This window comes from Mucilaginibacter endophyticus (genome assembly GCF_003351025.1).
GTDB lineage: Bacteria > Bacteroidota > Bacteroidia > Sphingobacteriales > Sphingobacteriaceae > Mucilaginibacter > Mucilaginibacter endophyticus.
In genome coordinates this window covers 1,530,864-1,551,700 of record NZ_QPCG01000001.1, presented here as the reverse complement: position 1 = coordinate 1,551,700, position 20,837 = coordinate 1,530,864, and the positions used below count along the sequence as shown (strand labels likewise).

Genomic DNA, 20,837 nt, shown 5'->3' with positions numbered 1-20,837 from the left:
ATATATTGTATATTTATATTATATCAAACCTATATGCCTACCGCTAAACCTATTACAAAACTAACCTGCATTGTATTGACTTTGTTTTGCCTTGGCTGCAAACACCGCAACATTGTTAAGCACAACGGCGAAAAAGACTTAATCTCATTCAAACCAGTCTTTGGTATCAGCTATACCGAAATAGCCCGGCGCACTCAAAATGGGCTTTCGTTCAATAACTTTGGATACCAATTAGAACCGCAATGGAAAATGCAGTTTGTTTCCAATGATTCAACAAGCATTTATAGCCCAACAAAAAAACAGTTCATTAACTTCCCGCTTACTCGTGGTTACGACTCCATTTTTAATACAGCCCGTACCTGGCTTAAGGTTAAAACCATGACAAAAGACAGCATGATCATTGAGTTACTTAACGCCTATGCAGACTCAGTTGATACCCGGGGCGCCAAAGTTTACATGGTCTTTTATGCAGATAATTATATCAAAAATATACTTCGTGGCGATATAAGCCTATGCAAAAGTCCCAGCCGGAGAGATAGCGTGTACATACAGCGGCTGGCCAATGCAGCCGATAAAGACTTTGAAAAAGGGTTTGCAGCCAGGCAACCAGTTGAACTTAGAAGCAAAAGCGCATCAATTACTATCAGCAAACGCCATACAGAGCCAACCATGCTCAATAACTTCGACACTTCTTATGATTACATGAACCCCGAATTTGACATTACTGTCAACAATGCCTACTCAAATTTCTACTATTCATTTTCCATATTTGTTGATCCGACCGGACAAATGCATTACGGTAAACCACTAACTGTATTTTTGGAAGAGAGCCGCCGAATTAGTTATACTCATCTATCAAAAGCTGTTATGGAGAGTTATCTTAAATATTACCTTAATTTGATCCCCGGTAAAACGCTTGGCATAACACACACAAGCGAAATAGCTGTTCATGTTACCGGGAGGGTCAGATCTGAAAAGCTTCAAAAAAGTTCACTATTATCATCATTGCCCTAATTTCCCCGTTTTTTTAACCGTTTATTGAATTATCTATATCTTTAGCGGCAATGCTACTCATCAATCTAAAAACGTTAAAAACAGCACCATTCGGGCTGCTCATCATATTATCTGCATTTATTTTTGGCTGCGGTGGCAACCAACCGGGTCAAAAGAAAAGAGAGCTTATTTCTTTCAGACCCTATAACGGCATCAATTATTCTGAAGTGTCAAGGCGTCAGCGTAACGGGCTTTCATTTAATGAATACGGTTACCAGTTGGAGCCGCAGTGGAAACTAAAATTTGTTTCAGACGATTCTGTCAGCATTTTTAGTCCTACTAAAAACGCTTTTATCAATTTTCCGCTTACCCGTGGCTACGATTCTATCTTTAATGCGGCCCGTTCATGGTTAAAAATAAGGCAGATCAACAAGGACAGTATAACCATGGAGATCCTGATCCAAAAAGGTGATTCGCTTGACGTTAAAGGTACCAAAGTATTCATGCGATTTTTTGCTGATAATTATGTCAAAAACACTCTTCACACCGATACAACCACACTGAGAAAGCCAAGCCGCGCCGATACTTTATTTATCCGCTCATTGGCTGCAAAAGCAACGGCAGATTACACCAAGGCCTTTTCAGCGAGGCAACCTGCCGAAATAACCAGCAAAAGTCCGCTGGTTACTGTTTCGCGCCGCACTACCAAACCAGATATTCTCAACAACTTCGATAACTCTGACGATTATCTCGATCCCAATTATGATATCGTAATCAAAAACGCCTATAAGGATTTCTATTTTTCCTTTACCATGTACATTGATGACAAAGGCAATTTGTATTACGGCGCCCCGCTTGTTGGGTTTAACGGCGATCAGGAAAGAGAGGCCGACTATATCCATACATCCAAAGCGGTTATGGATAGCTATTTTAAGTTTTATCTTAACGTAAAACCAGGCACAACGTTGGGGATCATTCACTCCAGCATGGTTTCAATACATGTTGAAGGCAAAGCTAAAAACCACCACTAAGTAACAATTGTGCTATTTTGTATAGGCATATAGGTTTTAGCGTTTAACTTTCGCAAATCGGGTATAAAACACATTTGTAAAAAAGTGTTAAATAAACCGCGGCCAAAAATGCAATACGGCTAAATGTTTATATTAGCCCCTGTTACTCCTTTAACTTATATTGATGATCATACGTCGATTTTTACTCCTATTATGCCTGTTAACTGCCTTTGGCGCATCTGTTTTTGCCCAGCAGGATAGCATCCCACTAACTACCATAATTGAAAAAACCAGCAAGTTTAGCAGCAGCTACCCTATTGAAAAGGTTTACCTGCATACCGATAAGCCTTACTATGCTGTTGGCGATACCATTTGGTTTAAAGCCTATGTAACTATTGAAAAGCACCAGCCTTCGGCGCTGAGCCGCATTGTATATGTCGACCTGATCAATAACCGGGATTCGGTAGTTGAAAGCCAGCGCATTGCTGTTAACAATGGCTTCGCAAGCGGCAATATTGTGCTCAATGGTGATACCTACAAACAGGGCGCTTACCGGCTACGCAGTTATACCAACTGGATGCGGAATTTCGACCCTGATTATTTTTACGACCGCACTTTCAACGTTGGTAACGCCATAGATAACCAGGTGCGTACCAACATCTCGTATAAAAGTTCAACAAAAAGAACAGGTGTAAAGGTTGACGCTACCATTCTTTATAAAGGATCGGATAATACGCCTTATGCTAACAAAAAGGTAAGCTGGCAACTCATGAAAAATGGCGACCCGGTAAGCAAAGGCCGTGGCACTACCGATGATAAAGGCGTATTATTGGTAGACCTGCCCGAAAGCCAGGCCGACGTGATTACCGGCGGTATCCTGGTTACCTCTATTGATGTCGGCGACCGTAAAACCATTAACAGCAGCTTTTCTATGCGTACAGCGGTTAAGAGCTACGATGTACAATTTTTCCCGGAGGGTGGTCAGTTAACCAATGGTATCCGTACTAAAGTTGCCTTTAAGGCCATTGCCTCAAGCGGTTTGGGAGTTGATGTTAAAGGAAATATTGTTGACGATAAAGGCACCGAAATTGCCCAGATCAGCAGCGCACACTTAGGTATGGGCGTATTTGCCTTAACCCCTGACGTTGAAAGGTCATACAAAGCCAACATCACCTTTCCTGATGGTTCACAGGCAAGTTATAACCTGCCACGTGTGCAATCTATGGGGATAAACGTTGCTGTATACAGCAACGATCCGGCTAACTTAACTGTGAAAATATCGGCTAACGACCTGTTTTTTCAGCGTAAACAAAACAAAAGCTTTTACCTGGTAGCACAAAGCGGAGGCGTTATTTATTATGCCGCGCAAACAGTGTTGCAAAGCACAGTTTATTCGGCTAATATCCCTAAAAGTAAGTTCCCTACAGGTATTGTGCAGGTAACGCTGTTTTCTTCTGGCGGATATGCTTTATGCGAGCGAATAGTATTTATTCAACATAACGACCAGATGAACCTGGCCCTGAAAACGGATAAACCTTCGTACAGTACCAGGGGTAATGTAAAAATCACTGTATCGGCAAAAAACAATACCACACCGGTTGAAGGCAGTTTTTCGGTAGCTGTTGTTGACGATGGCACTGTACCATCAAATGAAGACGCGGAATCGACCATATTAAGCAATATGCTGCTCACTTCCGATCTGAAAGGCTATATCGAAAAACCAAATTACTACTTCAACAAACCTGATGACGAGAAACTGGCTAACCTTGATATTTTAATGCTAACCCAGGGCTACCGCCGTTTTGATTATGAAGATATCCTGTCCGATAAAAACCCTCCTATTTACCTGATGCCGGAGCAAGGTATTGACGTAACAGGGACATTAAGGACTAATACCGGCCTGCCGGTTGCAAAAGGTAGTTTGCGTTTATTAATCCCTGATAAAAACTTTTCGGCAGAAACGATAACCGACATGTCGGGGAATTTCAAATTCTCAAACGTTAATGTGCCGGACACTTCAAAAATCACTCTGAGCGCACGTAACAACCCTAATGGGCGTAACATGGTAATATCTGTTAATGGCGAGGCTTATCAAAAACTAAGCAAAAACAATAACATCCCGGAAGAGATCCTGAATATCGACAGTACCTTCCGTCCTTATCTGCAAAACAGCTATAAACAATATCAAAGCTCACGTACCATCAAGGAGATTGTGGTAAAATCGACCAAAATTGTAAAAAAAGCAAGCCATGCTGATTACGGTACGTTTGCCGGCTTAGCAATGCAGGCCGATCACGAGGTATCAGCACAACAATTACAGGGATGTCCTTTATTGCTTAACTGTTTATCAACCATGGCAATGGGCCTTACTTATATCGACAACAATTTTTATATCACCCGCGATTATAATTCAGGCAGCAGGACACCGGTACAGGTATACGTAGGTAGCTTACCTGTTGACGCCAACTTTTTATCAAGCATGGCATCAAGCGAAGTTGAGTCTGTTGAGATCTTTTTAAATGACGGTGTAAGCGGTATTAACCGCACAACCCAAACCAAAGGTGTGATGGTGATTAACAAAAAGGTTGTTAAAAAAGAGAAGATAACATTGGCTCAACTACAGGAATTGATCCCAAAACAAAATGTAATCACTTTTGCGGTACAGGGATATACCAAAGCCAAAGAGTTTTATTCGCCTAAATATGACGTTACCAAGCAAGGCACCCTTGGCGGCGATTTACGCAATACCATTTATTGGAAACCTAACGTGATTACCGATAAAGCAACCGGTACCGCCACTATTAATTTCTTCAACAGTGATCAGCGTGGCTCATACCGCGCCATAATTGAAGGCATTGATGCTGAAGGAAATATAGGCCGCAGCGTGATACACTACAACGTAAAATAATACAACATAAATTCATAAACAGATTTCCGAAAGCCCTGGTTATTCAAAAGCAACCAGGGCTTTTTTATTTAACTTATATGCGAAAGTTTTGACAATGCAAAGCTTTTGGCTTTCAGCGTTCCGCTTTTAGCTTCTAATAGTTTATATTAGTACAACCAATTAACTTAAATTATCTGATCATGAATTTTCAACTTATCAACTGGCTGGCCGTTTTGGTTGCAGCATTATCCGCATTTTTAGTTGGCGGGATCTGGTATTCCCCTGCCCTGTTTGCCAATGCCTGGATGGCCGATAACAAACTAACCACCGCAGAACTGCAAGCATCAAACAAAGGCCGGGCATTTGGCTTTACTGCCTTTTTCTCCATTATAATGGCGATAAACCTTGCCATGTTTTTAGCCGATGCAAAAACCGATCTGGCCTGGGGAACCGCGGCCGGTTTTCTTGCCGGTATCTGGACATTTTGCGGTATAGCCATTCACAGTTTGTTTGAGCTTAAAAGCTGGCGGTTAATATTCATAAACGGCGGTTATAGCGTAGTATCGTTAACCCTCATGGGATTGATATTAGGTGCCTGGAGATAACCGCCAGATATAAATGAAATGACATTTGTGTTATACATTCCATGAACAATACCGGTGTTTTTTAGTTGAACTTTACAGTAGTAAACCAAAACACATTACCATGGCAAGCACAACAAGTTCATTTGAAAAAACATTCACCATTGGTGGCGACATTACTATCAATCGTTTAGGCTACGGTGCAATGCGCATCACCGGACCGGGCATTTGGGGGCCGCCGAAAGACAAGGAAGAAAGCATCCGGGTATTGAAACGCGCTGTTGAGCTGGGTGTTAACTTTATTGATACTGCGGATAGCTACGGCCCCAATGTATCGGAAGAGTTAATTGCCGAAGCTTTACACCCATACCCTGCCGATTTGTTAATAGGCACCAAAGGCGGTTTGCTGCGTACAGGCCCAAATGAGTGGCCTGTTGATTCGTCACCGGAGCATTTGAAAGAAGCCCTGCAAGGCAGTTTGAAACGCCTGAAAGTTGACCGCATAGACTTGTACCAGCTACACCGCATTGATCCTAAAGTGCCTGCCGAAAAATCATTTGAGTTTTTACAAAAAGCACAGCAGGATGGTAAAATCAGGCACATAGGTTTATCAGAAGTAAGTGTTGCGGATATTAAACTTGCCCAACAATTTTTTGAAGTGGTATCTATACAAAATATGTACAGTGTAGACAATCGTAAATGGGAAGCCGAACTGGAATATACCCGCGATCACAACATCGCCTTTATTCCTTGGTTTCCGCTTGGTGGCGGTAATGTACAGGGCGAAGCTATATTAAACCGAATTGCGACCAAACACGGCGCTACCCTGCACCAAATTGCCTTAAGCTGGTTACTACACCATTCGCCAAACATTTTGCTGATCCCGGGCACCTCGAGCGTTAAGCATTTGGAAGAAAACATGAAGACCGCCGATATTCAGTTATCTGAGGATGATATCGATATATTGAACACTTTGGCCGACGCATAATATAAACGCTTGAAAAATGAAAAATTAAAAGGATGTCAGTAATTTGGCATCCTTTTAATTTTTGAAATAAATATCAAAAGGCGTCATTGCCTATGAATACCGAATGAGAAGCAAAGAAGAGATACTAAATAGCTATAATACTACCGGTGCAGATGGATTACCCGAAATATCTGCCGAAGATCTGCTTAATGCTATGGAAGCTTATAAACAAGAATGGGCCGAAGCAGCTTTTGCAGCAGCACGACAGCAAGATGCTTCTGGTAATCATACATTTAACAATTACTCGGAATTTATCGCCAATACCGAAAAAGACACAAAACCGGTAGATGATTTCGGCATAACCCTGGCCGCCGTAGCCGACAGCATTGTTACCAACTTTTTGCCAGATGATGACTCGGTAACTGAGTTTGATTTTAATTTCACCCTACAGGGAAAAGGCTACACGGCCTTTTACACCAAAGATGCCCAGGGATACTGGAAGATGACCCGCTGGGCAGAGCAGTAGCATTTAAAGATATGTCATTGCGAGCGAAGCGTGGCAATCGCACGGAAGCAAATTCGCTCTGTATAGCATGCGATTGCTTCGTCGTCCCTCCTCGCAATGACATTTATTGGGGCTTACAAATCCGCCACTTTAAACGGCTTTACATCAACGCTTTCCCAAACCCGTTGTGTAATGTAAGGGTCGTTTTGTTTCCAGGCTTCCAGCTCTTCCAATGATTCAAACTGTACTATCATAGTTGAGCCTACCATTTTCCCATCTTCATTAAGCATGGCTCCGGCTGTAATTAAATTACCGTTTGCTTTAAGCGCTTTCGCCCCATCAACGTGGTGCGGACGAGCGGCCATCCGGCGGTCAAATGCTTCAGCATCTGTATAATCATATGCGGTTACAAGGTATTGTTTCATATTATTTTTTACTGATTAAACGGGTTTTATCAAGGCCGAATATCTGCAAAACTATCTCATTAAAATAAATTAAAAATTAAATTTAATTTATAACTGTAAACTTGACAATTTTTACAATATTTGTTTTCCGAAAAACCAACCTGAATAATGAAGAATAATTTGCACCAGGAATTTATTAAGATCTTTAACAAAGAAGCAGACAACGCGTACTTTTCGCCGGGCCGTGTAAACCTTATTGGCGAACATATTGATTATAACGGCGGTTTGGTTATGCCATGCGCCATTACTTTTGGCACTTATTTGCTAACCTCACCAAATGAGGACGGTATTTTTCGCTTCAGAAGCTTAAATTTCAGTGAACAACAAGATATTCCGCTGCAACTTCATTATGAAAAAACCGGCGAAAACTGGTTTAACTTCCCTATCGGTGTAATTAACCGTTTTGTTAAGGACGGACACCCGCTAAAAGGCCTGGATATGCTATTTTATGGCGATATTCCAATCGGTTCCGGATTGTCATCATCAGCCTCTATCGAGGTGGTGACTTCTTATGCCTTAAACGACCTCTTTAACAGCGGCTATGATAAGCTTGACCTGGTAAAACTATCCAAAGATGTAGAAAACAACTTTATTGGTGTTAACTGTGGCATTATGGACCAGTTTGCAGTTGCCTTCGGCGAAAAAAATAAAGCCCTGATGCTTAACTGTGATACCCTGGATTACCAGGCGGTTGACAGTAACCTTGGTGATTATGTTTTAGCGATTATCAATACCAACAAGCCGCGTAAACTGGCCGAATCAAAATATAACGAACGTGTACAAGAGTGCCAGGCTGCCCTGATAGCCCTGCAACAGCAACTGGATATCAAATACCTTTGCGAAATTGACAGCGCTACTTTTGAGCAATACAAACACCTGATCACCGATCCGGTTGTATTAAAACGTGCCAAACACGTAATTGAAGAAAACGACCGCGTAAAATTGGCTGCGACAGCCCTTGCCGCCAATGATGTAGCCGAATTTGGCAAGCTAATGTACGCTTCACACGATTCTCTGCGTGACTTGTACGAAGTGAGCGGCGTTGAATTAGATACCGTTGCCGAATACAGTAAAACCAACCCCGACGTAGCCGGTGCACGTATGACAGGTGCAGGTTTTGGCGGTTGCGCCATTGCCCTGGTAAAAGGCGATGCTTTTGATAAATTCAGCAAAGAAGTAACCGAATATTATACGCAGAAAATAGGCTACGCCCCATCTGTTTACAGCTCGCTTATTGGCGATGGCGTAGGCGAACTGGTTTCGGAACTTAACTAACAGCTTTTTTTAATATTTTTGCCATCGGTTCATAGTTGATAGATCATGGTTCATGGCCTGTTATTAAACACATGTTGGCTATGAACTATGATCTATGAACCATGGACTAAAAAAAGTATGCGCAAATTAAAATTAGATGAGCTGAACCGGGCTACGGTTGATGAATTTAAAGCACAGGATAAGTTACCGGTTGCCGTAGTATTGGATAACGTGCGCAGCATGCACAATATCGGTTCCATCTTTCGTACCTCTGATGGTTTTGCTGTAGAGCAGATTTGCCTTTGTGGTATCACCGCTCAGCCTCCCCACCGCGAAATTGAAAAAACCGCCCTCGGCGCAACCCAATCTGTTAACTGGACTTACTACGAAAACCCTTTGCAGGCTGTTGAACAATTGCGCAAAGATGGTTACCAGATCATAGCTATTGAACAAGCCGAAAACAGCACCATGCTTCACGAATTTAAACCTGCCGAAGATGGTAAATACGCCCTTATTTTCGGAAACGAAGTAAATGGCGTAAGCGATGAAGTAATGCAGGTTATTGACGGATGTATCGAGATCCCCCAGTTTGGCACCAAACATTCGTTTAACATTGTGGTATCGGCAGGTATTGTACTTTGGGACTTTTTCGCCAAGATGGCTATATAGATAAGGTCTAATTTATGTCATTGCGAGCGAAGCGTGGCAATCGCACGGAAGCAGAGCCGCTCTGTATAGCATGCGATTGCCACGCTTCGCTCGCAATGACATTTTTTGCAATCACTTTTTCAACACATAAAACGACATTTCCTTTCTCGTTACAAAACCAAGCTTTTCGTATACCTTAATAGCCCTTTCATTTTCAGATTTAACGTGCAGAAAAGGAATTTCGGAAGCTGCTTTAATCCGTTTAGCCTGGTTTAACAATAGCTTCCCGGCGTAACCGCGACCGAGGTAATCTGGATGGGTACAAACAGCGCTGATCTCGGCATAAGGCGTTGGGTTTAAACGCTGACCAGCCATCGCAACCAGCTTGTCTCCATCAAATATACCACGGTAATGTCCAAACTCTATTGTTCTCTCAATAAAAGGCCCGGGGTTTGTTAGCTGTGTAAGTTCAATCATTTGAGGTACATGCTGTTCTGTAAGCGGCAGCAGATCGTCGTCGGAAAAACCCGCGGGGATCTCTCCTTCAAACACCATCTGAAGGCATTTCAGATAGTTTACTATCGTCCACTGCTCAGGGATTACAATGTCATGCGGGGCAATGAAAATAAAATAGCTTTCAAATGGAATAGTATTGTAAAGGGTGTTAAAATTTCCGACAGATACTTCAGGTATTCCAACAAAGGGGGAGATTTCTTTAGGGAAATATTTAGCTATATCATTACCGCCTGCAAGTGATCTGTTGCCAGTATTAAGTGCCTTCCAGGCAGGATTATCAAGTACATGTTCCATTAGGGCAAAGCTATTAAAAATACCATGCTACAGGGTTTGAGCCTGTCATTCAATTTTAATTTAATGCTTACATTAGCTTTATCCATTACTAAAAGCTTATTATGAACGCCCTCGCTAAAAAACTCCTGATCAAACCAAATTCACGCTGGCTGATCCAAAACGCACCAGCTGGATATCCGGATAGTTTATCACCCCTACCCGATAATGCCGACCTTGTTTTTAGTGTCCAGGGCGACTTTAACGGCATACAGCTGTTTGTAAAAAACAGCGAAGAGCTAATATCTGAGCTTAAAGTAGTAACTCCATTGCTAAATTCCGACACGGTTTTCTGGATCATTTATCCTAAAAAAAATTCGGGCATCCAAACCGATCTGGAAATGATGAGCAGCTGGGATGCACCTGCACAATACGGACTTAGGCCTGTGGCATCGGCAGCAGTTAACGAGGTATGGACAGCACTACGTTTTCGCCCTGTTGAAGCGGTAAAGGTTTCTGAAGGGCGTAATGAAGCTGTGCGCAACAACGAGCACAGCGCTTATATTGACGTAGATAATAAAATAGTTACCCTACCTAATTATGTGAAGGAAACATTAGAACAACATCCAGGCGTACTTGATTACTTTCAATCGCTGGCTTATAGTCACAAAAAAGAATATGTGCTCTGGATCCTGACTGCTAAACAGGAGAAAACCCGGCAGGACCGTTTAGCTAAAATGGTGGAGATGCTGCAGAACAAAAAGAAAAATCCTTCGGATAAATAAAGTGTAGGCATTATGGGTTACGGATTTTATGACATTACGCTTTACCGTCAATCTGAGAACAGTAACAATAAAGACTTTACTATTCGAAACAATCTGATTTCCGACTTATACATTGATTTCCTTAACGGTTACAAACCGCCAGGCACTACAAGAATTTCTGCCGATATCGGAACCGAAGATGATGTTAGAGGATACTTTGGCAGTATCCTGCGTGTTGATGTTTATCTTAATGAAGAGGAATACCAATTAAGTCCAGCTAATAAAAAGGATCAAATCATCCTGGAAACAATACACCGCATAGCTATTCTTTGCGCAGAAAAATATGAATGGGATAAAGTTGTTTTCGAGCAGGCTTACAATAAAGTGATTGAAAGTGGGTTTATTTATACAAAGGAGTTAAAGAAAAAGCTCTCTACCGACAAAAAGCACAAGGCATCCTTACTGTTGGAAAAAGACGGCAGTTGTACCACTATTTCTGTAAATTTTTACAATTTTAAAGGCGAATTTCTAAAATCGGTTAAACTGCTTAAATCTTTTCATCATGAAATGCATTATAAGAAAGCATTAACCAACTATAAATGGTTTAACAATCTTGATTTTGGGATACATCTTCAGGATCAGGAGATAATCATCAAAGCATCACTTGATAAACCGGACTCAGAAACAACAATAAATCCGGTCAGGAATACACTTGAGGAATTGGAAGGGTATTTAAGATTAATTACTTACCGGGAGTTTACAGACAGACTGGATTTTGTTAATTGGGCAAATCAATAATTATCTTGTTTTAGCCTAAATTTCAAAGTATAAACAAAATCGCCCTGCACTTTCAGCAAATACAGGGCGATTTATGTTTTACCTTTATTTACCAGCCTGAGCCTTTTTTGGCGTTACCATTTTTGATATGCTCTTCGGCAGTAGCTTTACCCATAATGGCAGCCATCTTGTTACCAGCACTGTCAGTTCCTGTTGCAATGTATCTACCCGATTTTACATCGATAACTGGATTGATCATCGGTACATTTTTAGTTTTTGTTTTCACTGAATAAGCGGTAATACCACTTCCTTTTTCTGTTGCCATGATAAGTTTCTTTTGTTTTTTAATGTTAACCCCATTTAAACTGAATTGTTTTCAGCACAGGTATAATTGGTTTCTATGCGTAAACATGCATCATTTTTTTTTAATTAAAAATAGCTGGCATAAATAATTTGTTAACAGATTTAAGTTTGTGTTAATAACGAATAAATCATGGTATCGTTGAAACGACCGTTAAACAAGTGATCCTCTTTAAAATAGGCTTCCTGAACAAATTTATTTTTAAGCAACAATTTAATTGAGGCGATATTACCGGGGCTAACACGAGCCTCTACCGAATGTAGCCTGAGTACATTAAAACCATAATCAAGAGCTGCCGTTACAGCTTCCTGCATGATACCCTGCCCCTGGTACACCGGGTTCAAAAGATAGCCAATTTCGGCACGGTGGTTGTTTTTCTCTATCCGCCAGAAGCCTATACTACCTATATATTTATTACTGTTTTTCAGGCAGATACACCAGGTAATACCATCATTTTTGCTCAATAAGTCTTCTATCACATCTATCAACCCAACAGCATCACCGATAGTTTTATTTAACGGACGGCTAATGTACTGCATCACCGTTTCGTTTGATCGCATTTCAAACAGGTCAGCTGCATCATCGTAAGTAAAACGCCTTAATACAAGACGCTCGGTTGTTAAAACCGGAAACGGATTAAAGTTTGGGTTAAGCATAAATGAATACTATTGGTAAGGGCTAACGGCCACCGGCAAGTCTACTGTTAAATTTAACTATCAGGTTAAAAAGTTCGGTGTATTTATTGAGCGGTAGTGTGGGGCTGATGTCAAAAACATCATGATAAGCCTTTATACCACCCAAAGTGTAAATAAAAAATGCAGGTACGCCTTGTTCGGTAAAAAAATAATGATCGCTGTTGGCAGCCTTGCCACGTGATGCCACTTTAACAAAGTAATTATTTTCCCTATTGATTTGCTGCATCACAGCAAACTCTTTTGGATAAACGCTGGCATTTACCACAGTTATGCCGTCAACACCAGTTCCGTTAAGATCAAGGTTAATCAGGAAACGAATATTTGTAAGCGGAATAAGCGGATTTTGCGTAAAATGCTTTGAACCCAGCAAACCGGCCTCTTCTCCCGAAAAACAAATAAAAGCTATGCTATATGGCAAAGGATGCTTGGCATAATACCGGGCAAGCCCCATAAGTTCAGAAATACCGCTTGCATTATCATTAGCACCAGGGAAATAAGTTTTATCGCCCATTCCCCCTAAATGATCGTAATGTGCAGTGATCATAATAACGGAATCCGGTTTGGACGTCCCCTTTACAATACCGCAAATATTGGCTGTTTTGAAACCTGTTATCAGCTTGTTTTCTATGGTAACATTAAGCGTTAGAGGAGTTTCCTTTATTGCTTTTTTATCAACCTGTATCGCTGTATAGTCAAGAGCCCGCCCCTCAACCGACCATGTAAGCTTATCTTCCAGCGATAAAACAATCCGGTTTTGCTGATCAATGAAATGGGTGCTGTCTTTTTTAATTAATTGCCCTACCCCCGTCACACCACGGCTATCAGGCGAAACAATAAAATCCTTTCCGGGCTTTAGTTGTACGCCATTTACCGCGACTTCCATTTTACCGGGGAAGGTATTAACCGGGTAACTAAGCGCCTGCAGATAATTTTTACCATCCATAGGTTTTACACCATAGCGCTTTAGTTGGGCAGATAAAAATTCCGCCGCTTTATGAACGCCATCCTTTGTATACCCCCTGCCCCAGAAATAGGGCGAGGTTAATGTATCAACCATTTTGCGGGCAAAAATGGTATCCTGGGCAAAAACGACATTCGAAATAAAAAGAAATACAAGGGCAAGTTTAAATTTCATCAGCTTTCTAAATAAAGCTATCAGCCTCGCGGTAAGCTTTAATCAATGCAAGCTCTCCTTCTTTTCCCGCTCCGGCCGTGCCGTGCTCCATGCCCATTACACCTTTATAGCCTTTGTTATAGATGTGTTTAAAGATGTTTTTATAATTAACCTCACCGGTTCCAGGTTCTTTACGACCAGGATTATCCCCTATCTGGTAATAACCTATCTCGTCATAAACAAGGTCAAGCGTTGGGATAATGTTTCCCTGGTTGCGCTGAACGTGGTACATATCATACAAGATCTTGCATGATGGGCTTCCTACAGCTTTACAAATGGCATAAGCCTGATCGGGCGTGCGCAAAAACAGGTCGGGACTATCGCTTAAGGGTTCAAGCACCATAATGATGCCGTGCGGCTCCAGTATGGCGGTACCCTTTTTAATGGCTTCAATAACATTACCGGTTTGCAGGCCAATAGGCAATTTACGTGCAAAATCGCCTGGAACAACGGTAACCAGCTTGCTGCCTATACGCTTAGCTACTTCAACAGCTTCCTTACATGAAGCAATAAACTTTTCAACCTGGTCGGCGGCGCCTGTTGCCAGCATATTGCTGTCATTTCCCAGGCCCGGCTGTACAAAAACGCCCATAGCCATACCCAGCTTAGCCAGCGTATCGCCTATCTTTTTCTGCTGATCAACCGGGCGGCCGCTCATCCCATTATCCTCAATAGCGCGAAAACCTTTATCATAAGCAAATTTTATCTGTTCAATAAAATCATCGCCAGCATGGCTTTTAAACATCCCATCATGAATACCGTAATTAAGGTTAAAAGGTTTATCACCCGCTATTATACCTGCTTCGCCGTTAGGTTCGGTACACCCGGTAAGCGTAGCTGCTTTTAAAACACCTGTAGTAAATAACGAGGCCCCGGCTAATACCGAGCTTTGAACAAAATTTCTGCGTTTCATGAGGGTTATGTATTGGTTTGCGGCCTAAATATAGCACCTATGGTTTATTTTAAACGATGGAGGCAGCTGTTTTATAAGATTTTTTAACCAATTCATTACAACCGGTTAAAGCACCACAGTTAAAAATTCGCCTATTTTTATTATCTTTGTGTATAAACGGCAAATTTTTAAAGCTATTCCAGCTTACAGCGCCCAGCTATTTTGATGCTGATCTGTTTTATTCCCTGCTGATACCGTTGCTGCCCGGAACTTAACTTAAAGATCATTTTTTACGCTCACTGAAACAGGTATTTATTGTCTGGCCCGGCCTTTTTATTGCTACACGGAATAGCTATTATTTAACTTAATTAATCATAATTATGGCTAAATCGCAAGCAACATTCATGAAAAAACAACTGGAAAAAAATCGCCAGAAAAAAAAGGAAGATAAAGAACAACGCAAACAGGAACGCAAACAAAACGCCGGCGGAGGCGATCTTGAAAACATGCTGGCCTATGTAAATGAATTTGGTGAAATTGTGTCAACACCTCCCGAAAAGAAACAGGCATAGTGCTCTTTAAAAAAGTTACCTCATCAGAGTATTGTAACTATTTAGTGGCTGTCGCCTGAGTGATTGAACCTTTTATTATTTTAATTGTCATAACAAAAAATCACCCACAGTTATGAAATTTCAATTAGGCTTTGTTTCCTTTATCGCCCTAACGATTGCCTCTTGCTCAGGCAATCGTGCCACCAACGATACCGATACTACAATTAAAAAGGAAGACACGGCCATGGCCAATGCCCCCGATGCTCCGGCAGTAAATATGGAGTATTGTTTTTATGCTACTGAAGGTAGCACCAACCAGGACACTACAAAAGTTAACCTGCATATAAACGGCAACAAAGTTACTGGTGATATGGATTGGCTGCCTAAAGAAAAAGATGCCCGGAAAGGTACATTAATGGGCAATTTAACCGGTAATGTTATCAAAGCGTTGTGGACCTACGGCCAGGAAGGCAGTACAGATACACTGAGTGTTGAATTTCAGCTCAGAGGTACCAACCTTGCGCAAAAGCCTTATAAATACGATACTAAAACCGGCAAGCAACAAACTAACAACGCCGCCGATTATTCGGTAATTTTCAACATGAAAAATTGTCGTTAATTTAAACGCTATTTATAAATTAGCTCAAAAATAAAAGGTTCAAAATGGAAAAGCGCGAAACCAGCATACTATACCTTGTATTGGGTTTATATACTTTAATGATAAGCTGGTACTACAACCACAGCGTAATTTTACTTATTATCCATTACGTGTTTTGGCCGGTTTATCTTATATACGAATTACTGATTGGTCACCTTGCTCATGGCATGTGGAAAACCATTCCGCTTTCATACTTCAAATAAAGTATTTTAAGTATAAAGAAGAAAAGCACGCTGAAGATAATTTCAGCGTGCTTTTCTTCTTTATAGCGATAGGTTTGGATAGTTTTTTATCTGCTGTTACTATAAAAACCATTGATAAACTGTACGTCGATACCGAAAACCAGCAACGTTAAATTACGCGGTTTAATTGGGTAAATGTGCGTTTATGATAGCGTAACTCTCCTATTTCTTTTTTTTGATAAGATAAACAATTTTGGATCATGCTGCCGGGAGCAGAGCTAATCGTAGCTGCCGATAGTTAGATATCCAAAACCATTCATCTACATGAAAAAAATCAATTACTTGTTAAGCTTATTTACCGCGCATCTTATGATAGCTGCCAAAGCAAAAAATATCGATATCAACAATTATGAGTCGGTACGCAGATACCTGCGTATCAACAATTAATGATACTTTCAACCTTAACCCTCACTAAACCAACCGGGAGCGAATCATCGCTCCCGGTTTTTATATTTTAAATCTTTTCAACTACTACCGCGGTTCCGTAAGCCAGTACTTCGGTAATACCCTGCATTACCTCGTTGGCATCGTAACGCATATTAATAATGCCGTTAGCGCCAATAGCCTGCGCATGTTGGATTAGCAGTTGGTAAGCTTCTTCACGCGCGTTTTCGCATAGCTCGACATAAATGGAAAGCCTGCCGCCAAACAGCGACTGAAAACCGCCCGCAATATTGCCCAGGGCGCTCCGGCTCCTAACCGTAATGCCGCGTACAACGCCTAAATGCCTGGTAACTTTGTACCCTTCTAAAGATGTGCTTGTTGTAATAAGTGATGTATCCATTTTAGTTTAAGTTTGTAGGACAGGCGCTTAACCCGACCAATTTTTATTTAGATGCAGTATTCTTAACGATATTACGAGGTTTTGTGTTTTTATTTTTTGAGATTGGTTTCGGACGTTTAATTCGGTGTCAGACAGCGGCAAATCCGACAAGTCCATAAATCCTTTTAATCCAGATTCAGACAAAAACTATAAACTCAAAAATCACTACCTTTGCCGAAAATTTAAAATCGATGCCAGATAAAGTTAAAGCTGTTTTTTTTGATCGTGACGGTGTTTTAAACCACGAAATGGGCGACTATATACGTCGTTTTGAGGATTTCCAGGTGCTTGATAATTTTGATGCCCTTAAAACCTTGCAGGACCGTGGTTATATGCTGCTTGTAGCTACCAACCAGGGAGGTATTGCCAAAGGCTGGTATACCGAAGAAGAACTTGGCAAAATGCACTCACATCTGAAACAGGTTTACCAGGATCATGGCGTTGAAATTACCGACTTTTTTTACTGTCCGCATCACCCCAACTTTACCGGCGACTGCGATTGCCGCAAACCAAAACCGGGATTGTTGCTGCAAGGCATAGCCAAATATAATATTGATCCGTCGCAATCATACTTTATAGGCGACCGCGAGCGTGACGTTGAAGCCGGCACAGCAGCAGGCGTAAAAGGTATCCTGATTGACAGCGACCAGCCGATAAGCACCGTGCTTGATCAGATAGCGTAAGAACCTATATAATATGTCATTGCGAGCGCAGCGCGGCAACCGCACGGAGGCATAACCGCCCCGTATAGCATGCGATTGCTTCGTCGTTCCTTCTCGCAATGACATAAAAATTACTCCTCTTCCTTAAAACATTTTCTTCTCTCCTGCTTTTTACCAATATTTATATCATACTATGCAAAAAAGCCGCTACCTAAAAAATCTTGATGCTGTTATAGCCGCCCTTGTTGGCTGGTTTATTTTGAGCTTGTTTTTCAGGTATAGCGGTGTAGGCGTCTCGCCGGATAGTATCATGTACACCAGCGCGGCCAGGAGCTTTAAAAACCATGGTAACTTACTTACGTTTAACCATGTTCCCATTGTCGACTTCCCTGTTTTTTACCCGATTTTTCTTGGTATAATATCATTTATCACGCAGATAGATCCGGTTAAATTTGGCGCGGTAATGAACGGGATCATGTTTGCAACGCTGATATTCACCAGCGGGTGGATCATGGAACACTTTGTACCGTCATCAAGAATTTATAAATGGTTAATGATGGCGGCCATTATCCTGAGTCCGCCATTGTTGCAGGTTTATTCCTATTTATGGTCGGAGACTTTGTTTATTCTCGAGATCCTGTTTTTCATCGTTGCTTTCCGTGAGTATCTTCTGAAACACACTCTTAAGGCACTCATAGTAGCTGCTCTTATAGCGGCCGTAAGTTGTATCACCCGGTATGCGGCTGTAACTATTGTGGGTACCGGCGGGCTTCTTTTATTGCTGGACAGGGTATTACCTTTAAAAAAGAAAATCGTTCATATACTTGTTTACGGAGTAATATGTATCTCATTATTAGTAGGTAACCTTGTTTTTAATGCCCTTATAACAGGTACAACAACAGGCCCGCGCGAACCATCTATTACGCCTTTCAGCAAAAACCTATATTACTTCGGCACAGTAATGTGCGATTGGATGGGGCTAACACCTAATCAATATTGGGCCGCCACACCTCTGGCCATCATCATTTTTCTGGGATTTATCGCTGCACTCGCGTTCAATTATTTTCGCCGCAAGATTGATAGCTTCGAGAATTTGGCAATTACTTTCGCGTTGGTTTACGGGGCTTTTATCGTATTATCATCTACCTTTTCAAGGTACGAGCGAATTAATCATCGCCTGTTATCGCCCTTATATATCTCTGCCTTATGGGGATATACCAGTTGGGCCCTGCTCCTGCTTAAAAAGATAAGCAATTCCACAACCCGGCGTATTGTTAGTGCTATAATGATCATAATGATGCTGGGCTTTATTACCAGCGAGTTTTGGATAGACAAGGCCCGTTATCAAGACCAGGTTGCAGATGAATATGGCAATCCCGGATTTACTGACGAAAGCTGGATCGACTCTGAGTTTGCTACCTATTTACGCAGCGGTGATCAAAGCCTGTTTAAGCCCGGAGTAAAAATTTATACTGATGCTCACGAAGCGGTTTACTTCTTCTCGGGCATGTCATCATACCTTGTACCTCACCGTTTTTTCACAAAGGATATTGATAAGTTTTATAAGGCGAAACACTATTACCTTATCTGGCTCAATGTGCTCGAAAACCCCGAACTCATTAACTTAAAAGATATTCAGAAAGTTAAAAAACTAAAACTGATCAAGGATTTTGGCGAAGAGGGTGGTATTTATGAGTATGAGGAGTAGTCAGAATCAGAATTTACAGAATTTTAGGATTTTCAGAATCGTATATAATCTATGCTGCTGATTCTTTAATTCTACTGTTGTTATTTGGTGTTGTCACAAACATTATATCTTAAAAAAGTATGTCATTGCGAGCGAAGCGTGGCAATCTCGTAGCCAATGCATGTCCGATCTGCATAGCTACGAGATTGCTTCGTCGTTACTCCTCGCAATGACATTCTTTTTTAAGATATAATTTCATCTCTCGAACACTTGTAGTAACAACAGCAACCTTCAACAAAATTAAATTCTAAAAGCACATTTAATCCGGCAGGAAACTTCCCGAAAATTCCAGGTATCGCCGCACTTTTTCACATTAAATTTTGATTTAAAAAACATCTCTCTATATTTGCGCAACTAATCTATAGTTTTACTATACAAAAAATGAACGGTCTCGCACTACATCATCTTCATCTCCACCATCACCACTCTGTGGTGATAAGATAATGTATGTTTCTACGCGAAATAACAACCTCCGTTTATACTCTTTTTTATTATAGTTTCTTAAAACTTATTTTGTGAAAACACTTAAAATAGCTATCCAGAAATCTGGCAGGCTCAACGAAAAATCTGTTGAATTATTAAAAAATTGCGGCTTAAACTTTGAAAACTACAAAAGCTCGCTGATCTCTCCGGTATCTAATTTCCCTTTAGAAATTCTTTTCCTTCGTGATGATGATATTCCTGAATACGTGCAGGACGGCATTGCTGATTTAGGAATTGTTGGCGAAAACGTGATCCAGGAAACCGAAGTTGAAGTAAGCTACCTGCAACGCCTCGGCTTTGGTAAATGCTCGCTTAAAATAGCGGTACCAAATAATAGCGATATCAGTTCACTGGCCGATTTACACGGCAAAGCAATTGCTACTACCTACCCTGCCATTTTAGGCAAATTTTTAAAAGAACAAAACATTACTTCAGATATTCGCACCATTTCCGGTTCGGTAGAAATTTCACCAGGCTTAGGTCTTAGTGATGCTATTTGCGATCTGGTTTCAACCGGTGGCACACTAAAAAGCAACGGATTGAAACCATTTGCCGACGTAATGTCGTCAGAAGCAGTATTGATCGGAAGCAAATCGATTGCCGAAAGCGACCTGGTACAAGAATTAATTCAGCGTGTACAATCTGTTTTACGCGCTAAGGAGACTAAATATGTGGTACTAAACGTTGAGAAACAGAACCTTCCGGCTGTTATTGCTTTACTACCCGGCGTAAAAAGCCCATCGGTAGTACCATTGGCCGAAGAAGATTGGGTAGCCGTACACACGGTAATCCCGGAGCGTGATTTCTGGGACCGCATAAGCCAGCTTAAACAAGCCGGCGCACAAGGCATTGTGGTGATGCCTATTGAGAAGATCATTTTATAGTGGTTGGCAGCGGCAGTTAGCAGTTGCAC

The 20,837-nt window shown here is 41.3% G+C and carries 24 protein-coding genes; 17 read left to right on the top strand and 7 right to left on the bottom strand.

Going from position 1 to position 20,837, the window contains the following annotated elements; translation table 11 throughout:
* Positions 1 to 33: 33 nt before the first annotated feature.
* From DUL71_RS06305 to DUL71_RS06280, 6 genes are all read left to right on the top strand, one after another.
* Positions 34 to 1,014 (top strand): hypothetical protein, encoded by a 981-nt coding sequence (locus DUL71_RS06305; RefSeq protein WP_114937225.1) that lies wholly within the window; start codon positions 34 to 36, stop codon positions 1,012 to 1,014.
* Positions 1,015 to 1,064: 50 nt separating this feature from the next.
* The gene (locus tag DUL71_RS06300; protein ID WP_114937224.1) at positions 1,065 to 2,024 is read left to right on the top strand and encodes a hypothetical protein; all 960 of its coding nucleotides are present in this window, start codon (positions 1,065 to 1,067) and stop codon (positions 2,022 to 2,024) included.
* Positions 2,025 to 2,187: 163 nt separating this feature from the next.
* A complete protein-coding gene (locus DUL71_RS06295) occupies positions 2,188 to 4,911 on the top strand; it encodes an alpha-2-macroglobulin family protein (protein WP_114937223.1) in 2,724 nt (907 codons plus the stop codon).
* A gap of 179 nt (positions 4,912 to 5,090) precedes the next feature.
* Positions 5,091 to 5,495, top strand: a complete 405-nt coding sequence (locus DUL71_RS06290) for a DUF1761 domain-containing protein (protein ID WP_114937222.1) — start codon at positions 5,091 to 5,093, stop codon at positions 5,493 to 5,495.
* Positions 5,496 to 5,595: 100 nt separating this feature from the next.
* Positions 5,596 to 6,459, top strand: a complete 864-nt coding sequence (locus DUL71_RS06285; protein WP_114937221.1) for an aldo/keto reductase — start codon at positions 5,596 to 5,598, stop codon at positions 6,457 to 6,459.
* 103 nt (positions 6,460 to 6,562) lie between these two features.
* The gene (locus DUL71_RS06280) at positions 6,563 to 6,964 is read left to right on the top strand and encodes a hypothetical protein (protein WP_114937220.1); all 402 of its coding nucleotides are present in this window, start codon (positions 6,563 to 6,565) and stop codon (positions 6,962 to 6,964) included.
* A gap of 113 nt (positions 6,965 to 7,077) precedes the next feature.
* On the opposite strand, the gene DUL71_RS06275 is transcribed toward DUL71_RS06280, so the two are convergent.
* On the bottom strand, positions 7,078 to 7,368 hold the full coding sequence (locus DUL71_RS06275; RefSeq protein WP_114937219.1) for a YciI family protein: 291 nt from the start codon (positions 7,366 to 7,368) through the stop codon (positions 7,078 to 7,080).
* A 147-nt stretch (positions 7,369 to 7,515) separates the two neighbouring features.
* Here DUL71_RS06275 and DUL71_RS06270 point away from each other — a divergent pair, with 147 nt between their 5' ends.
* Positions 7,516 to 8,682: a galactokinase gene (locus DUL71_RS06270; protein ID WP_112574322.1), complete on the top strand. Its 1,167-nt coding sequence runs from the start codon at positions 7,516 to 7,518 to the stop codon at positions 8,680 to 8,682.
* A gap of 117 nt (positions 8,683 to 8,799) precedes the next feature.
* Positions 8,800 to 9,330 carry an RNA methyltransferase gene (locus tag DUL71_RS06265; protein WP_114937492.1) on the top strand — a complete coding sequence of 177 codons (531 nt, stop codon included), beginning with the start codon at positions 8,800 to 8,802 and terminating at the stop codon, positions 9,328 to 9,330.
* 111 nt (positions 9,331 to 9,441) lie between these two features.
* Here the strand turns inward: DUL71_RS06265 and DUL71_RS06260 are convergent, their stop codons facing one another.
* Entirely contained in the window at positions 9,442 to 10,119 is a 678-nt protein-coding gene (locus DUL71_RS06260; protein ID WP_114937218.1) for a GNAT family N-acetyltransferase, read from the bottom strand.
* Positions 10,120 to 10,220: 101 nt separating this feature from the next.
* Here DUL71_RS06260 and DUL71_RS06255 point away from each other — a divergent pair, with 101 nt between their 5' ends.
* Positions 10,221 to 10,880, top strand: coding sequence for a YdeI/OmpD-associated family protein (locus DUL71_RS06255; protein WP_114937217.1), 660 nt, complete (start codon positions 10,221 to 10,223; stop codon positions 10,878 to 10,880).
* Positions 10,881 to 10,892: 12 nt separating this feature from the next.
* Positions 10,893 to 11,657: a hypothetical protein gene (locus DUL71_RS06250; RefSeq protein WP_114937216.1), complete on the top strand. Its 765-nt coding sequence runs from the start codon at positions 10,893 to 10,895 to the stop codon at positions 11,655 to 11,657.
* A gap of 88 nt (positions 11,658 to 11,745) precedes the next feature.
* Here DUL71_RS06250 and DUL71_RS06245 read toward each other — a convergent pair whose 3' ends face one another.
* The 4 genes from DUL71_RS06245 to DUL71_RS06230 form a co-directional block, all read right to left on the bottom strand.
* Positions 11,746 to 11,961, bottom strand: coding sequence for a hypothetical protein (locus DUL71_RS06245; protein WP_112574318.1), 216 nt, complete (start codon positions 11,959 to 11,961; stop codon positions 11,746 to 11,748).
* Positions 11,962 to 12,101: 140 nt separating this feature from the next.
* Positions 12,102 to 12,653 carry a GNAT family N-acetyltransferase gene (locus DUL71_RS06240; protein ID WP_114937215.1) on the bottom strand — a complete coding sequence of 184 codons (552 nt, stop codon included), beginning with the start codon at positions 12,651 to 12,653 and terminating at the stop codon, positions 12,102 to 12,104.
* Between the two features lie 22 nt (positions 12,654 to 12,675).
* Positions 12,676 to 13,827, bottom strand: a complete 1,152-nt coding sequence (locus tag DUL71_RS06235) for a M28 family metallopeptidase (protein WP_114937214.1) — start codon at positions 13,825 to 13,827, stop codon at positions 12,676 to 12,678.
* Between the two features lie 7 nt (positions 13,828 to 13,834).
* Positions 13,835 to 14,779, bottom strand: coding sequence for a hydroxypyruvate isomerase family protein (locus DUL71_RS06230; RefSeq protein ID WP_114937213.1), 945 nt, complete (start codon positions 14,777 to 14,779; stop codon positions 13,835 to 13,837).
* 359 nt (positions 14,780 to 15,138) lie between these two features.
* Between DUL71_RS06230 and DUL71_RS06225 the strand changes: the two genes are divergently transcribed.
* From DUL71_RS06225 to DUL71_RS32650, 4 genes are all read left to right on the top strand, one after another.
* Positions 15,139 to 15,330 carry a hypothetical protein gene (locus tag DUL71_RS06225; RefSeq protein WP_114937212.1) on the top strand — a complete coding sequence of 64 codons (192 nt, stop codon included), beginning with the start codon at positions 15,139 to 15,141 and terminating at the stop codon, positions 15,328 to 15,330.
* 112 nt (positions 15,331 to 15,442) lie between these two features.
* Entirely contained in the window at positions 15,443 to 15,928 is a 486-nt protein-coding gene (locus DUL71_RS06220) for a hypothetical protein (RefSeq protein WP_114937211.1), read from the top strand.
* 44 nt (positions 15,929 to 15,972) lie between these two features.
* On the top strand, positions 15,973 to 16,170 hold the full coding sequence (locus DUL71_RS06215) for a hypothetical protein (protein ID WP_112574311.1): 198 nt from the start codon (positions 15,973 to 15,975) through the stop codon (positions 16,168 to 16,170).
* 303 nt (positions 16,171 to 16,473) lie between these two features.
* Positions 16,474 to 16,596: a hypothetical protein gene (locus DUL71_RS32650; protein WP_279629785.1), complete on the top strand. Its 123-nt coding sequence runs from the start codon at positions 16,474 to 16,476 to the stop codon at positions 16,594 to 16,596.
* Positions 16,597 to 16,663: 67 nt separating this feature from the next.
* Here DUL71_RS32650 and DUL71_RS06210 read toward each other — a convergent pair whose 3' ends face one another.
* Positions 16,664 to 16,993, bottom strand: a complete 330-nt coding sequence (locus DUL71_RS06210) for a YbjQ family protein (protein WP_112573541.1) — start codon at positions 16,991 to 16,993, stop codon at positions 16,664 to 16,666.
* A 230-nt stretch (positions 16,994 to 17,223) separates the two neighbouring features.
* On the opposite strand from DUL71_RS06210, the gene DUL71_RS06205 reads away from it, so the two are divergent.
* The 3 genes from DUL71_RS06205 (at position 17,224) to hisG (ending at position 20,808) form a co-directional block, all read left to right on the top strand.
* On the top strand, positions 17,224 to 17,715 hold the full coding sequence (locus DUL71_RS06205) for a D-glycero-alpha-D-manno-heptose-1,7-bisphosphate 7-phosphatase (RefSeq protein ID WP_114937210.1): 492 nt from the start codon (positions 17,224 to 17,226) through the stop codon (positions 17,713 to 17,715).
* A 172-nt stretch (positions 17,716 to 17,887) separates the two neighbouring features.
* Positions 17,888 to 19,402 (top strand): hypothetical protein, encoded by a 1,515-nt coding sequence (locus DUL71_RS06200; RefSeq protein ID WP_114937209.1) that lies wholly within the window; start codon positions 17,888 to 17,890, stop codon positions 19,400 to 19,402.
* Between the two features lie 554 nt (positions 19,403 to 19,956).
* On the top strand, positions 19,957 to 20,808 hold the full coding sequence (hisG, locus tag DUL71_RS06195) for an ATP phosphoribosyltransferase (RefSeq protein WP_114937208.1): 852 nt from the start codon (positions 19,957 to 19,959) through the stop codon (positions 20,806 to 20,808).
* Positions 20,809 to 20,837: the final 29 nt, after the last annotated feature.

Bases quoted from the DNA above. Each gene is read 5' to 3' on its own strand.
- DUL71_RS06245 (WP_112574318.1), bottom strand. From the start codon at position 11,961: ATGGCAACAGAAAAAGGAAGTGGTATTACCGCTTATTCAGTGAAAACA.
- DUL71_RS06255 (WP_114937217.1), top strand. From the start codon at position 10,221: ATGAACGCCCTCGCTAAAAAACTCCTGATCAAACCAAATTCACGCTGG.
- DUL71_RS06305 (WP_114937225.1), top strand. From the start codon at position 34: ATGCCTACCGCTAAACCTATTACAAAACTAACCTGCATTGTATTGACT.
- DUL71_RS06295 (WP_114937223.1), top strand. From the start codon at position 2,188: ATGATCATACGTCGATTTTTACTCCTATTATGCCTGTTAACTGCCTTT.
- DUL71_RS06210 (WP_112573541.1), bottom strand. From the start codon at position 16,993: ATGGATACATCACTTATTACAACAAGCACATCTTTAGAAGGGTACAAA.
- DUL71_RS06285 (WP_114937221.1), top strand. From the start codon at position 5,596: ATGGCAAGCACAACAAGTTCATTTGAAAAAACATTCACCATTGGTGGC.
- DUL71_RS06225 (WP_114937212.1), top strand. From the start codon at position 15,139: ATGGCTAAATCGCAAGCAACATTCATGAAAAAACAACTGGAAAAAAAT.
- DUL71_RS06260 (WP_114937218.1), bottom strand. From the start codon at position 10,119: ATGGAACATGTACTTGATAATCCTGCCTGGAAGGCACTTAATACTGGC.
- DUL71_RS06300 (WP_114937224.1), top strand. From the start codon at position 1,065: ATGCTACTCATCAATCTAAAAACGTTAAAAACAGCACCATTCGGGCTG.
- DUL71_RS06200 (WP_114937209.1), top strand. From the start codon at position 17,888: ATGCAAAAAAGCCGCTACCTAAAAAATCTTGATGCTGTTATAGCCGCC.
- DUL71_RS06215 (WP_112574311.1), top strand. From the start codon at position 15,973: ATGGAAAAGCGCGAAACCAGCATACTATACCTTGTATTGGGTTTATAT.
- DUL71_RS06265 (WP_114937492.1), top strand. From the start codon at position 8,800: ATGCGCAAATTAAAATTAGATGAGCTGAACCGGGCTACGGTTGATGAA.
- DUL71_RS06275 (WP_114937219.1), bottom strand. From the start codon at position 7,368: ATGAAACAATACCTTGTAACCGCATATGATTATACAGATGCTGAAGCA.
- DUL71_RS32650 (WP_279629785.1), top strand. From the start codon at position 16,474: ATGAAAAAAATCAATTACTTGTTAAGCTTATTTACCGCGCATCTTATG.
- DUL71_RS06290 (WP_114937222.1), top strand. From the start codon at position 5,091: ATGAATTTTCAACTTATCAACTGGCTGGCCGTTTTGGTTGCAGCATTA.
- DUL71_RS06235 (WP_114937214.1), bottom strand. From the start codon at position 13,827: ATGAAATTTAAACTTGCCCTTGTATTTCTTTTTATTTCGAATGTCGTT.
- DUL71_RS06205 (WP_114937210.1), top strand. From the start codon at position 17,224: ATGCCAGATAAAGTTAAAGCTGTTTTTTTTGATCGTGACGGTGTTTTA.
- DUL71_RS06250 (WP_114937216.1), top strand. From the start codon at position 10,893: ATGGGTTACGGATTTTATGACATTACGCTTTACCGTCAATCTGAGAAC.
- DUL71_RS06220 (WP_114937211.1), top strand. From the start codon at position 15,443: ATGAAATTTCAATTAGGCTTTGTTTCCTTTATCGCCCTAACGATTGCC.
- DUL71_RS06240 (WP_114937215.1), bottom strand. From the start codon at position 12,653: ATGCTTAACCCAAACTTTAATCCGTTTCCGGTTTTAACAACCGAGCGT.
- DUL71_RS06270 (WP_112574322.1), top strand. From the start codon at position 7,516: ATGAAGAATAATTTGCACCAGGAATTTATTAAGATCTTTAACAAAGAA.
- DUL71_RS06230 (WP_114937213.1), bottom strand. From the start codon at position 14,779: ATGAAACGCAGAAATTTTGTTCAAAGCTCGGTATTAGCCGGGGCCTCG.
- DUL71_RS06280 (WP_114937220.1), top strand. From the start codon at position 6,563: ATGAGAAGCAAAGAAGAGATACTAAATAGCTATAATACTACCGGTGCA.